This window comes from Agromyces sp. NPDC058064 (assembly GCF_042885275.1).
Classification (GTDB): domain Bacteria; phylum Actinomycetota; class Actinomycetes; order Actinomycetales; family Microbacteriaceae; genus Agromyces.
In genome coordinates, this window is sequence record NZ_JBHVSE010000005.1 from 34915 (window position 1) to 48110 (window position 13196).

At 74.9% G+C, this 13196-nt stretch carries 11 protein-coding genes and 1 tRNA gene; 3 read left to right on the top strand and 9 right to left on the bottom strand.

The features are described from left to right. The first annotated feature begins 25 nt into the window (after nt 1-25). The gene (locus tag ACFVSL_RS15710) at nt 26-1000 is read left to right on the top strand and encodes a siderophore-interacting protein (protein WP_386941914.1); all 975 of its coding nucleotides are present in this window, start codon (nt 26-28) and stop codon (nt 998-1000) included. On the opposite strand, the gene ACFVSL_RS15715 is transcribed toward ACFVSL_RS15710, so the two are convergent. From ACFVSL_RS15715 to ACFVSL_RS15755, 9 genes are all read right to left on the bottom strand, one after another. Next, nucleotides 963-1406: a Fe-S oxidoreductase gene (locus ACFVSL_RS15715; protein WP_386941915.1), complete on the bottom strand. Its 444-nt coding sequence runs from the start codon at nt 1404-1406 to the stop codon at nt 963-965. The two genes, ACFVSL_RS15710 and ACFVSL_RS15715, sit on opposite strands and share 38 nt — an antisense overlap. Beyond that, nucleotides 1403-2914: a dihydrolipoyl dehydrogenase family protein gene (locus ACFVSL_RS15720; protein WP_386941916.1), complete on the bottom strand. Its 1512-nt coding sequence runs from the start codon at nt 2912-2914 to the stop codon at nt 1403-1405. Before ACFVSL_RS15720 ends, ACFVSL_RS15715 begins: the two co-directional genes overlap by 4 nt. A gap of 114 nt (nt 2915-3028) precedes the next feature. Continuing rightward, a complete protein-coding gene (locus ACFVSL_RS15725) occupies nt 3029-3880 on the bottom strand; it encodes an arginase family protein (protein WP_386941917.1) in 852 nt (283 codons plus the stop codon). A gap of 101 nt (nt 3881-3981) precedes the next feature. Then, nucleotides 3982-4716 (bottom strand): PspA/IM30 family protein, encoded by a 735-nt coding sequence (locus ACFVSL_RS15730; protein WP_386941918.1) that lies wholly within the window; start codon nt 4714-4716, stop codon nt 3982-3984. A 118-nt stretch (nt 4717-4834) separates the two neighbouring features. Then, the gene (locus tag ACFVSL_RS15735) at nt 4835-6829 is read right to left on the bottom strand and encodes a TPM domain-containing protein (RefSeq protein ID WP_386941919.1); all 1995 of its coding nucleotides are present in this window, start codon (nt 6827-6829) and stop codon (nt 4835-4837) included. Between the two features lie 41 nt (nt 6830-6870). Further along, nucleotides 6871-8412, bottom strand: coding sequence for a hypothetical protein (locus ACFVSL_RS15740; RefSeq protein WP_386941920.1), 1542 nt, complete (start codon nt 8410-8412; stop codon nt 6871-6873). Between the two features lie 146 nt (nt 8413-8558). Then, a tRNA-Arg gene (locus tag ACFVSL_RS15745) sits at nt 8559-8631 on the bottom strand. A 78-nt stretch (nt 8632-8709) separates the two neighbouring features. Beyond that, a complete protein-coding gene (locus ACFVSL_RS15750) occupies nt 8710-9906 on the bottom strand; it encodes an ROK family protein (protein WP_386941921.1) in 1197 nt (398 codons plus the stop codon). Then, on the bottom strand, nt 9906-10523 hold the full coding sequence (locus ACFVSL_RS15755; protein ID WP_386941922.1) for an iron ABC transporter ATP-binding protein: 618 nt from the start codon (nt 10521-10523) through the stop codon (nt 9906-9908). Before ACFVSL_RS15755 ends, ACFVSL_RS15750 begins: the two co-directional genes overlap by 1 nt. Nucleotides 10524-10563: 40 nt before the next feature. On the opposite strand from ACFVSL_RS15755, the gene ACFVSL_RS15760 reads away from it, so the two are divergent. Beyond that, nucleotides 10564-12237: an arginine--tRNA ligase gene (locus tag ACFVSL_RS15760; RefSeq protein WP_386941923.1), complete on the top strand. Its 1674-nt coding sequence runs from the start codon at nt 10564-10566 to the stop codon at nt 12235-12237. 30 nt (nt 12238-12267) lie between these two features. Then, on the top strand, nt 12268-13071 hold the full coding sequence (locus ACFVSL_RS15765) for a DUF2993 domain-containing protein (protein ID WP_386941924.1): 804 nt from the start codon (nt 12268-12270) through the stop codon (nt 13069-13071). Nucleotides 13072-13196 lie beyond the last annotated feature (125 nt).

The following is a 13196-nucleotide window of genomic DNA, read 5'->3' on the forward strand; positions in this document are numbered from 1 at the left end:
CGATCCCTACGACAGGAGCCCCAGCATGGCCAAGCCCGGATACCGCGTCTTCGAGACCGCCGTCGGGGAGATCCGCCGTCTCAGCCCTCACTTCGTGCGGGTGACGTTCCGCGGCGACGAGCTGCGGGACCTCGGCTGGGACGGACCCGACCAGCGGATCAAGGTGATCCTCCCGCTGGACGACAGCGACGGCGACGGCGACGGCGACGGCTTCGGCCACTTCCCGACGGGCGACGACTGGTTCGGCTCGTGGCGGGCGCTCCCCGACGAGCGCCGCAACCCGATCCGCACCTACACGATCCGCGACGCGCGGCCCGGGCAGGGCGAGCTCGACGTCGACTTCGTCGCCCACGGCGACAGCGGCCCGGCGTCGCGGTGGATCGCGCGTGCCGAGGCGGGCGAGCGGATGCTCCTGATCGCCCCCGACGCGACGAGCGACGAGCCGTCGGGCGGCTGGGAGTGGCATCCCGGCGACGCGAGCACCCTGCTGATCGCGGGCGACGAGACCGCGGTGCCCGCGGTCTCCGCGATCCTCGAGCAGCTGCCCGCCGACGCGCAGGGCGCGGTCTTCCTCGAGGTGCCCGACGCGGCCGACGCTCTCGAGCTGCGGGCGCCCGCCGGCGTCTCGGTGCAGTGGTTCGACCGCGGCGGCGACGCCGGGCCCGTGCAGGAGTACGGCGGCTGCCTCGTCGAGGCCGTCCGCACGTGGGCCGACGCGTGGGCCGAGACGGCCCGGCGCGACGGGATCGACGGCGTCGCCGGCTCGCCGATCGCGGCCGCGCCCGCGGACGGGCCGGAGGCCGAGCTCCCGACGCTCGCCGAGGACGAGATCCTCTGGGAGGTGCCCGAGCCCGCCCGCGACGGCGGCTTCTACGCCTGGCTCGCCGGTGAGGCCACCGCGATCACCACGCTGCGCCGCCACCTCGTCAAGGGCCTCGGCGTCGACCGCAAGCGGGTCGCGTTCATGGGGTACTGGAAGCTCGGCCGGGCCGAGGGGTAGCCCGCCGAGGGGCCGAGCGGCGCGGCAGGTAGCCGCCCGCCTCGAGCCCCGCCTCGATCTCGAAGCGGTTCCGCAGCGGGTCGCGCCCGGCGATCAGGTACAGCAGCGGGAAGAGCATGCCGTACTTCCGCCACTGCTCGCGGTGCACGGCCTCGTGCCCGAGCACCCGGTCGCCGTCGTTCGCGCCCGTCAGGTAGCAGCCGCCGACGCACGACCCGCCGCGACCGTACGTCCAGCTCGGCATGCCGGTGAACACGACCAGCCCGTTGCGGCGACGGATCGGCCCCGTGCTCCAGATGAAGCCCCACGTGAAGCCGACGGCCGTCGCCCACCAGTAGCCGAGCCGGCTGATCGGCGAGTCCGTCAGCCGGATCCGCACGGTCGCGCTCGGCTTCGCTCCGCTCACGCTGCGGGCTCCTCGTCGTCGGCGCGGTCGGGGGCGTCGCCGGGTTCCGAGCCCGCGGCCGCGGCCTCGGCGGCGCCAGGGCGGCCGAGCGCCTCGAGCAGGCGCAGCCACACCTCGCTCATGGTCGGGAAGGCCGGCACCGCGTGCCAGAGCCGATCCAGCGGCACCTCCCCGACGATCGCGATGGTCGCGGCGTGCGCGAGCTCCGAGACATCCGGCCCGACGAACGTGGCGCCGATCACGGTGCCGAGCCCCGCGTCGACGACGAGGCGGGCCCGGCCGGTGAAGCCGTCGGCGTGGATGCCCGCGCCGCTCACCGAGCCGAAGTCGACGTCGGCGACGCGCACCGCCCTGCCCGAGCGCCGGGCCGCCTCGGCGGTCAGGCCGACGGCGGCGCACTCGGGTTCGGCGAACACGATCTCGGGCACGGCGGAGTGGTCGGCCGTCGCCGTGTGCGCGCCCCACGGCTCCAGCTCGAGCGGGCGGACGGTCGCGCGGGCGCCGATGAGGTCGCCCGCCGCGCGCGCCTGGTACTTGCCCTGGTGGGTGAGCAGCGCACGGTGGTTGACGTCGCCGACGGCGTAGAGCCACGGCGCCTCGTCGTTCGTCGACGCGCGCACGAGCAGGCTGTCGTCGACGTCGAGCCACGTGCCGGGCTCGAGGCCGACGGTCTCGAGGCCCAGCCCGTCGGTGCGGGGGCGCCGGCCGGTCGCGACGAGCACCTCGTCGGCGTGGACGAGCTCGCCGTCGCCGAGCTCCAGCCGGACCTCGCCGTTCGGCTCCCGGTCGACGCGCACCACATCGACGTCGAGGTGCACGGATGCCCCGAGCCCGCGCAGTCCGTCGACGACGGCGTCGCCCGCGAAGGGCTCCATGTCGCCGAGCAGCCCGTGCCGGGCGAGCACCGCGACCTCGGTGCCGAAGCCCGCGAAGACCGTGGCCATCTCGACGGCGACCGCGCCGCCGCCGATGACGGCGAGCCGTCGCGGGGGCGTCTTGACGCTCGTGGCCTCGCGGCTCGCCCACGGCGCGGCCAGCGCGAGCCCGTCGATGGGCGGGATGACCGGGTCGGACCCCGTCGACAGCACGACCGCGTGTCGCGCGACGAGCGTCACGGTCTCGCCGTCGGCCCGTTCGACGACGACGCGGCGGGGGCCGTCGAGCCGGCCGTGCCCGCGTTCCAGCTCGATGCCGACGCTGTCGAGCCAGCTCACCGCGCCGTGGTCGTCCCAGTCGGAGACCCAGTAGTCGCGTCGCCGCAGCACCGCGTCGACGTCGAGCTCGCCCGTGGCCGCCTCGGCGGCCCCGGGGACGCGACGGGCCGCACGCAGCGCCGCCGCGCTCCGCAGGAGCGTCTTCGACGGCACGCACGCCCAGTACGAGCACTCGCCGCCGACGAGCTCGTGCTCGACGACGACGACCTCGAGTCCGGCCGCCCGCGCCCGGTCGGCGACGTTCTCGCCCACCGGCCCTGCTCCGATCACGATCACATCGGTCTCGCGCTGCATCGCCGCCCCCTGTCGTGAGTTGTCGTGACGGGCCGCACCGCCGCCCGTCCGCGGCGCGGCCGTCCTGGGCGCCGCGCCGTCCGACCAGCCTAGGGGCGGGCGACGGCGCGCGGGTCAGCCGCGCGTGCGCGCGCCCGAAGTGAGCGCCCCGACGAGCCGGAGGATCGTGGGGAGGTCGTCGACCGCGGACTCGGGGCTCGACGGGGTGAAGCCCGCGATCGCCGCGCCCGCGACCGTGAAGCGCGCCACCACCTCGCGGACGAGGGCGGCGAGCTCGCCCGCCCCGATGCCGAACGGCATCGGATACGAGAGTCCGGCGAGCGCAGAGGGATCGAGCACGTCGAGGTCGATGTGCACGAAGACGTTCGACGCCCCCGTCGCCTCGAGCTCGGCGATGACGGCGGTCGGGTCCGAGAGGTCCTCGACGGTCAGCACCGGGACGCCGTGCTCGTCGATGAAGCGGCGCTCCTCCTCGTCGATCGCCCGGACGCCGCCGAGCACGAGCCGCCCGGGCGCGACCCGGCTCGCCTCGTCGAGGGCGAGGCCGTCGGCGCCGTCGCCGGTGATGGCCCGGAGGGTCATGCCCCCGAACCCGCCGGACGGCGAGGTCTCGGGGGTGTTGAGGTCGGGGTGGGCGTCGAGCCAGAGCACGGCGAGGTCTCCGCCCGTGCGCTCGACCGCGTGGGCGACCGAGGCCAGCGAACTGCCGCAGTCGCCGCCGATCGTGAGCGCCCAGTCGGGCACCTGCGCGAGCGCCTGCGCGGTCGACTCGCGCACCCGGCGGATCGTGCTGTACCGGTGCACGCCCGTGCCGAGCGACTCGCCGGCCTCGACCGGCACCTCGACCACGACGGTCGAGGAGGAGGGCAGGTCGCCCCGGATGGCCTCGGCCCCGTCGGCGAGGCTCATGGCGCGCGAGGAGACCGATCCCTGCCAGAGCGGAACGACGACGAAGGTGGCGGGCATGACACCAGTATCGCGCCCGGACCGTCGCTCGACCACCGGAGACGGCGGATGCCGCGACCGACGGGCGGTCGCGGCATCCGATTCGTGCCCGGAGGCGGCGCTCAGCCGCCGATCGCGCCCTGCGAGCCGCCGGCCTTCAGCGCGGCGAGGCGAGCGTCGACCTCGGTCAGCTCGCCGAGGTCGTCGAGCTCGTTGAACTGGGCGTCGAGGCTCGACGCGGCCAGTTCGGCCTGGCCGCGCACGACGGCCTCCTCGCGACGGATCTTGTCCTCGAAGCGGCCGATGTCGCTCGTCGGGTCGAGGATGTCGATCGACTTGACCGCGTCCTGCACCTGCCTCTGCGCCTGCGCCGTCTTGGCACGCGCGACGAGCTCGGAGCGCTTGTTCTGCAGCTGGACGAGCTTCTCCTTCATGCCGTTGAGGCCCGACTTCAGCTTGTCGACGACCTCGGTCTGCGCGGCGATCTGCGGCTCGGCCGCCTTCGCCTCGTTCTCGGCCGAGATCTGGCGGCTCAGCGCGACCTTCGCGAGATTGTCGAACTTGTCGCCGCCCGAGGCGTCGCCCGCGGCGCGCAGCTCGTCGCCCTTGCGGCTCGCCGCGACGGCCTTCTCGCCCCACTCGCGCGCCGCCTCGACGTCCTCGCGGTGGTCGTCCTCGAGCAGGCGCAGGTTGCCGATCGTCTCAGCGATCGCGGCCTCGGCGTCGGCGATCGAGTTGGTGTAGTCGCGCACCATCTGGTCGAGCATCTTCTGCGGGTCTTCCGCCTGGTCGATGAGGGCGTTGATGTTGGCTCGGACGAGCTGCGAGATCCGCCCGAAGATGGACTGCTTGGTCATGGTTGCTCCCTGTTCGTGGTTCTGCGGTCGGTCGTTGGTCGATGCGGGTGGGGTCGTGCGCGGTCGTCGCGGTGGCGGTCGTCGCGGTGGCGGTCGTCGCGGTGGCGGTCGTCGTCGTTCAGAATCGGCCCCCGCTTCCGCGGCGCGAGCGGGTCGAAGAGCCGCCGAAGCTGCCGGGGGAGCGTCGACCGCCTCCGCCGAAGCCGCCGCCGCCGCCGAAGCCGCCGCCTCCGCCTCCGCCGAAGCCGCCGCCTCCGCTGCCGCCGCCGAGCACCGAATTGATGAGGATGCCGCCGAGCACCGCGCCGAAGAGATCGCCGCCTCCGCCGCCCGTGCCGCCCTGTGCGGGGCCCGCGCCGCCGTAGCCGCCGAAGCCGCCGACGTCCTGCTGGGCGAGCTGCATCGCCGATCGGGCGAGCTGCTCGGAACGCTGGGCCGCCGCGAGGGCCGCCGCGGCATCGCCCTGCGCGGTCTGCTCGGCCTGCACCAGCAGGCGGCCGGCCTCGGCGAGGCGCGTTCGGGCCTCGGCTCCGACGGCGCCGCGTCGCGCGACGAGGTAGTCCTCTGCGGCCTGCACCTGGCTGCGCGCGGACTGGAGGCTCCGCCCGAGCTGCGCCTGCGTGCGCGCGGCCTGCTCGGCGGCGTCGCGTGCGCCCTGGATGGCGGCGTCGATCTCGCCGTCGACCTGCTCGAGGCGCGCCTGGAGCGCGAGGGGGTCGCGACCCGGGGCGGCGATCGCGCGGCGCAGCTCGGATGCCTCGCCCGCGACCCGATCGGCGAGCGCGCTCGTGCCGTCGCCGGCGAGGCCGCGGGCGGTCTGCACGTCGCGGTCGAGTTCGTCAGCCCCGGCGGCGACCGCACGGTCGGCGGCAGCGAGCTCCGCCGCGAGCCGCTCGATCGACACCGAGAGCAGCTGGGCCTGGTCGACCGCCTCCTCCGCGGCGCGGATCTCGACGGCGGCGGGGCCGCCCTCGCCGCGGCCGACCGCGGCCCGGGCCTCGTTCAGCGCCTCACGGGCGAAGGCCATGCGGGTCTGGGCCTGCGCCGGGTTGTCGGCGACCGGGGCGAGCGCCGAGGCGGCGTACTGCGACTGGAGGGCGGCGAGGCGCTGGGCCGCCGGGGCGATGCCGCGCTCGACGGTCGCGGCGAGCGCGTCGACGCGGGCCAGCGCCTCGGGCGCGTTGCGCTCGAGGTCGCGGAGCTCGTCGAAACGGGCGGCCTGCTCGTCGAGCAGGGCGTCGGCCTCGCCGGTGAGCGTGATGATGCCGCCGTACCAGGCGCGACGCTCCTCGTCGGTGTCGGGCTCGGCGTCGTCGAGCCGCTGCTGCAGCGCGAAGGCCTCCGCGATCTTCGCCTTCGCGCCCTCGAGCGCGGCGCGGAAGTCCGCGGTGGCCTCGTCGCCGTAGGAGGCGACGGCGAAGCCGAGCTCCTCCTCGCTCGTCTTCAGCGCGTCGTCGGCCTGCACGAGCGCGCCGCCGGCCCGGCGTCGCAGCTCCTCGATCGACGGTTGCGGGGGGCCGGCGCCCTCGGCCTGCTTCCGCTTCTTGCGACGGGCGAGCACGATCCAGACGATCACGACGACGGCGGCGGCGATGACGAGGAACCAGATGAAACCGGCGCCCCAGGCCCCGCTGCCGGCGTCGTCGCCGGCGATCGCCGCGGACCCGGCGATCGCGGCGCCCGCCCAGTCCTCGTCGCGCAGCTCGGGCTCGATGACCTCGAGGCTGATGCGGTCGAGCTCCTCGTCGGAGAGCGAGGCGTCGCTCGCCGCGGAGAGGAAGTACTGGCGCCCCTCGACCGCGACCGCGAGCAGGTAGTCCTCGTTGCCGAGGCCGTTGTCGATCGCCGTCTGCTCGGCCCAGGCGTCGGCCGCCGAGGGGTTCTCGAACTCGTCGACGTAGGCGACGAAGAGCTGGCGTCCGCTGCGTTCGGCGTCGGCCGCGAGCGCGGACTCGACCTCGGCGGTGCGGGCGCCGAGCGCGCCCGCCGTGTCGACGACGGGGGAGGAGCCGAAGGAGACCGGGTCCTCAGCCCAGGCGGCGCCGGCCGCTCCGACTCCGATCGACCCCGCGATCACCGCGGCCGTCACGAGCCATCTGCGTCCTGCGCGCATGCACCAGTGCCTTTCCCCCGTCCGGACGGACGCCTCCGAGTCTAGGGCGACCCCGGCCGCCACGTCCACGAGGTGCCGTCGTGGTGGGGCCGGTCGCCCGGCTGCGCGCCGCCGGCCTGTTCGGCGGCGTCGATCGCGGCGGAGGCGCGGTCGAGGAGCCCCGCGAGGAACTCGGAGACGCGCCCGTCGCCGCCGGAGGCGAGGTCGAACATCCGACCATCGGCGGCGGGGGTGTCGGCGACGCCGTCGCGTGCGATGGCCATCGCACGACGGGCGAGGTGCGCGGCCGCGTCGGCGTGGTCGCGGGCGTCGGCGGGGGGCAGGTCGGCGCGCGAGGCCTGGGCGAGCGCTTCCCGCGCTTCGGCGAGGAGCCCGAGCGCCTCGTCGCGGCGGATGCGTGCGGCGTCGTCGGCCGGCTGCGTTGCGAGCGAGTTGGTCGCCGTGCTGACGAGCATCCGCGCGCCGGCGAGGGCGCTCGAACGCTCGGCGGCGGTGCGCTCGACGGCGCGCGACGAGTCGGCCGAGGCGCGGATCTCGGCGTCGATCGCGGCGTCCGCCCGGACGACGCGCCGCCCGAGCTCGGCCGGGTCGCGGCCGATCGAGGCGAGTGCGTCGCGGAGCTCGAGGGCTTCGGCCGCGAAGCGGTCGGCGACCTCGGCGAGCCGCGTGCTGCCGAGGGCGCGTGCGTGCTCGACGTCGCGCTCGAGCGCCGCGATGCCCTCGGCGACGGCGAGGTCGGCGGCGGCGAGCTCGGCGCAGTGCGCCGTGCCGGTGGCGACGCCGGCCGCCGCCCGTCGCAGCTCGCCGCGCGCGGACTCGAGCTGCAGGCCCGCGAGGGCGGCGCTCCCGCCCCCCGTCGGGCCGGTCGCAGTGAGCCGCGCGCGGGCGCGGGCGAGCGCGGCGCGAGCCTCGCCGAGCGCTGCGATGCCGGGCTCGACGGCGTCCGCCGCGTAGCTGCGCCCGGCGTCGTCGAGCCGTGCGGCGGCCGCGGCGGCCGCGACGTCGAGCGTCTCGAGCTCGGCGGCGAGCGTCGCCGTCTCCTGCGGCGCCCGGGCGCCGAGCCCGCGGAGCCGTTCGAGCGAACTGCGGGCCCCGTCGAGCGAGGCGTCGACCTCGGCGGTGAGCTGCAGGATGCGCTCGAACGCACCTCGCCTGGTCTGCTCGTCGGCGACCGCGGAGCCGGCCTCGCGCTGCAGCGCGAAGGCCGCGGCGAGCTGTTCGCGCGCGACGTCGAGGTTCGCGGCGAGCGCATCGGCGACGTCGTCGCCGTCGATCGCCCTGGCGTACTCGGTCTCGGCGGTCTCGGCGCTCACGCGGTCGTCGGATGCCACGAGGGCGAGGCCCGCGCGACGCTCGAGCTCGGCGAGCCCGACGGCCGGCGCGGGCGACGCGGCACGCGCCGCACGACGCGGAGGGGGCAGCGAATCGCGGCGCTTCGCACGTGCGTCGAGGATCCGGAGCACGCTCATCACGACGATCGCGCCCGCGACGAGGATCACGATCAGGGCCGGGCCGGAGTCCCACTGGGGAGCGAACCCGGGCGGCACGGCTGCGAGCGGGACGTCTCCGGTGCCGAGGCGCATGCGCGAGGCCTTCCTCATCGAGTGATCGGGGTCAGCCGAGTCTATGGTCGCGGCCGGCCCGAGGGATGCGAAAAGCCCCGGCCGCGGCCGAGGCTTCTCGAATCCGGGAGGCCGACGCGAGGCGTCGGCTTCACCACTTGCAAACGTGCCCCCGGAGGGATTCGAACCCCCGACCTACGGTACCGGAAACCGGCGCTCTATCCCCTGAGCTACGGAGGCGCACAGTTGAAAACCCTACCACTCCCGGACGCCCCCGCTCGTCGCGTGCGGACGGCCGGACGAGCGGTCGACTGCGGCTCAGGGCACCGCCAGGCGGGCGACCCGGCCGAGCAGCTCTTCGCGCACCTTCGCCGTGAGGAACGCGTGCGCGCCCTGCAGGACGGCGTCGCCGACGATGTGCGTCGCGACGACCTCGGGGTACCAGCGGCTGAGGCGGCGGATGTCCCGTTCGACGGCCTCGGCGAGCCGGGTGCCGCCGACCGCGGCGGTCGGGCCCGCGAGCACGAGCAGGCCGGGGTCGAGGGTCGCGAGGAGCGGCAGCGAGACGTGGGCGATGCGCAGCCCGATCTCGTCGATGATCTCGTCGCGGGCGTCGCTCGCGGCGATCGACTCGAGCACGGCGGGGAACTCGGCGCCGCCGATGCCGTGCGCGGCGGCGATGCGGCGGACGGCCGCGGCGCCCACGAGGTCGGTGCTGGTCGTGGCGTGCTCGTCGAGCGCGTGCGCCTCGACCGAGAGCGGGAGGAAGCCGATCTCGCCCGCGCCGCCGAAGGTGCCTCGGTGGAGGTCTCCGGCGACGTCGAAGGAGGTGCCGACGCCGTTGCCGAGCCAGAGCAGGGCGAACACGTCGCGCCCGGCGCCCGCGCCGCTCTCGCGCTCGGCGAGGGCGGCGAGGTTCACGTCGTTCTCGATGAACACGGTGATGCCGAGCGCCTGCTCGAGCACGCCGCGCAGCCCCGTGGTCGGCCAGCCGGGCAGGGTCTCGCTGAACAGCTCGCCCTCGCCGCCCGGGTCGACGTAGCCGGCCGTGCCGATGCAGACCGTGTGCACCGTCGAGGGGTCGGTCCCGGCGGCGGCGCTCGCCTCGCGGATCGCGGCCGACACCTCGTCGACGGCCGAGCGCTCGGACGCGTCGCGGGGCAGCACGATGGTGACGGCGGGCCGGTCGCCGCCGGCGGCGTCGACGATGCGCGCCCGCAGCCGGAACGCGTCGATCGCGATGGCGACGCCGAGGGGGCGGTCGGTCCGCGCCGAGTAGAGCACCGCGTTGCGCCCGGGGCTGCCCGCGAGCTGCCCGCTCTCCTCGACGACGCCGGCGGCGATGAGCCGGGTCATCATCATCGAGGCGGTCGGCTTCGAGACGCCCACCAGCTCGCAGATGCGGTTGCGGGTGAGCGGCCCGTGGTCGAGGAGGGCCGAGAGCCCGACCCGGTCGTTGACCGCGCCGAGCCAGGACGGGGTGCCCTGGCTCCGTCGCGTGGTCGGCGCGTCCATCAGGCGGCCGCCAGGTTCTCGAGGATCGCGGCGACGAGCACCTGGGCGTCACCGGGCTCGACGAAGTCGACCGAGTCCATGACGATCCAGTAGGGGCCGGAGAAGACCTGGGCCTCGCCGTGCTCGCCCGAGACGGTGAAGTAGCCCTCGACCTCGGGCGGCGTGCCGTACGTGGGCACCGGCTTCGAGCCGAGGGCGGCGTCGTTCTTGCGCGCCTCGAGCGCCCCCTCGGGCGGGGTCGCGACGCCGAACTCGACGAGGGCGCCGCTCGTCTGGTTGAGGAGGCCGCACGTCGTGCCCTCCTCCTCGGCGACGCCGAGCACTCCGGCGGCGGCCGGCTCGTAGTCGGGGGCGGTGCCGAGGTTCGGGTTGTACGCGTAGACGTCGTCGGGTGAGAGCAGCACCGCGCAGTCGATCTCGAACGGCGTCGGCTCCTCGGCGGGCGCCTCGCTCTCGCCGGGCGCGGCGGTCGCGCCGGGCTCCCCGGTCGCCCCGGCGGTCGGCTCGGCGGGCGCGGGAGCGGGCTCGGCGCAGCCCGCGAGGGCGAGGACGGATGCCGCGACGGCGAGCGCGACGCCCGTCGATCGCAGTCGGGGCAGACGGTGGAGGCGCGGCATGTGACGAACCTTACCAATCGCCACCCGGTAGGATTTGCGGGTGACTCCCACCGACCTCTCACTGGCCCTGTACGACCTCGTCCTCGCCCTCGCCGAGCGACGCCGGTCCGCCGGTGCGGAGGTCGAACTCGCCCTCGCCCCCGGCGATGTGACGCTCGAGCGCCCGAAGCTGCGCGAGCACGGCGACTGGGCGTCGAACATCGCCATGCGCATCGCGAAGCCGTTCGGCCAGAACCCCCGCGAGCTCGCCGGCGAGCTCGCCGAGGCGATCGCCGGCCTCGACGGCGTCGCGAGCGCAGAGGTCGCCGGTCCCGGCTTCATCAACATCCGACTCGAGGCGGCCGCGGCCGGCGCGCTCGCGAAGACGATCGTCGAGGCGGGCGCCGAGTACGGGCGCAGCGACTCGCTCGCGGGCAGCGTCATCAACCTCGAGTTCGTGTCGGCCAACCCGACCGGCCCGCTCCACATCGGGCACACCCGCTGGGCCGCGCTCGGCGACTCGATCAGCCGGGTGCTCCGCGCCGCCGGGGCCGAGGTGGCGAACGAGTACTACATCAACGACGCCGGCAACCAGATGGAGATCTTCGGCGCCTCCGTGCTCGCCGCGGCAAAGGGCGAGCCGACCCCCGAGGGCGGCTACCCGGGCAGCTACATCGCCGACCTCGCGACCCGCGTGCTCGAGCGCGAGCCGAAGCTCGCCGAGCTCGACCACGACGTCGCGCTGCACACCGCGACCGAGATCGCGTACGAGCTCCAGCTCGCCGAGATCCGCGCCTCGCTCGAGCGCTTCAACGTGCACTTCGACGTGTGGACGAGCGAGCGCCGCCTGCACGCCCGCGGCGACGACGGCCTGAACGACATCGACACGGCGCTCGGCCGGCTGCGCGCGCAGGGCCACGTCTACGACGCCGACGACGCCGTGTGGGTGAAGACGACCGACTTCGGCGACGACAAGGACCGCGTGTTCGTGCGCGGCAACGGCGTGCCGACCTACTTCGCCGCCGACGCCGCCCTGTACCTCGACAAGGGCGATCGCGGGTTCAAGCACAAGATCTACCTGCTCGGCGCCGACCACCACGGCTACGTCCACCGCCTCAAGGCGCTCGCCGGCGCAGCGGGCGACGACCCCGAGCGCGACATCGAGGTGCTCATCGGGCAGCTCGTCAGCGTGAACGGCGCGAAGCTCTCCAAGCGCGCCGGCAACATCATCGAGCTCGACGACCTCCAGGCCTGGCTCGGCACCGACGCGCTCCGCTACACGCTGGGCCGCTACCCGGCCGACTCGCCGCTGACGATCGACCCCGAGATCCTGCAGCGCCGCACCAACGACAACCCCGTCTTCTACGTGCAGTACGCGCACGCCCGCACCTCGGCGGTCGCGCGCAACGCCGCGGCATCCGGCGTCGACCGCTCGTCGTTCGCCCCCGAACTGCTCACGCACGAGACCGAGTCGGCGCTCCTCGGCGCGCTGCAGGAGTTCCCGCGCATCGTGGCCCAGTCGGCCGAGCTGCGCGAGCCGCACCGCGTCGCGCGCTACGTCGAGGAGCTCGCCGGCCTCTACCATCGCTGGTACGACAACTGCCGCGTGCTGCCGCTCGGCGACGAGCCGGTCGGCGAGCTGCACCGCACGCGCCTCTGGCTGAACGACGCCACGGGCCAGGTCATCCGCAACGGCCTCGGGCTCATCGGGGTCTCGGCGCCCGAACGCATGTAGCCCATCCGCAACGATCCCGAAGGAGCAGCGATGTCCGACGAGCACGCGACGGTCGAGCTGGATGCCACGGATCCCGAGCCCGAGCCGCGCCGTCGACTCGGCCGGGGCGCTCGCGTCGGGCTCATCGTCGCCGGGTGCGTCGTCGGTCTCGCCGCCCTCCTCGTGGTCGCCGACGTGGTGGCCCGCGGCATCGCCGAGCAGCGCGTCGCCGACGAGGTGCGTGCGAGCCTGCCCGCCGGGGTGGAGGGCGACGTCGAGGTGACGATCGGCGGCTTCTCGGTGATCGCGCAGTACCTCTCGGGCACCATGGAGCAGGTCTCGCTCAGCGCCCCCGAACTCGTCGTCGAGGGCGCGCCGCTCGACGTCGAGGTGTCGCTCATGGGGGTGCCCGTCGACCTCGGCAGCCCCGTCGACCGGCTCGAGGCCACCGTCACGGCCGAGCAGGACGCGGTGAACAGCCTCGTCCAGGTTCCCAACTCCACGGGCTCGATCACCCTCGGCGACGCCACCGTCGGCTACGAGGGCGCGATCGAGTTCCTCGGCCAGTCGATCGCCTACCAGGTGACCGCGACGCCGACCGCGGCGGGCACCGAGGTGCTGCTCGAGCCCGTCGGCGTCGAGGTCGGCGCCGGCGGCGGTTCGCTCGACCTCTCGGGCATCGTCGAGCGCGTGCTCGGCGGCGATCCGATCGCGGTCTGCGTCGCCGAGCAGCTGCCGGAGGGCATCGAGGTCACCGACATCGCCGCGGCCCCGGGCGTCGTCAGGGTCGAGCTCGAGGGCTCCGCGGTCACGCTCGACGAGGCGCACCTGCAGCAGACCGGCAGCTGCGACTGACGCGTCGATTCGGCCTCGCCGTGCGGCCTCGGTAGACTCGCCGTACGCCGACCCACAAGGTCGGCACGCATCAGGCTTCAGGAACCGATCCGGGTTCGCTCGCCGCGAGCGACCGTCGATTCGTC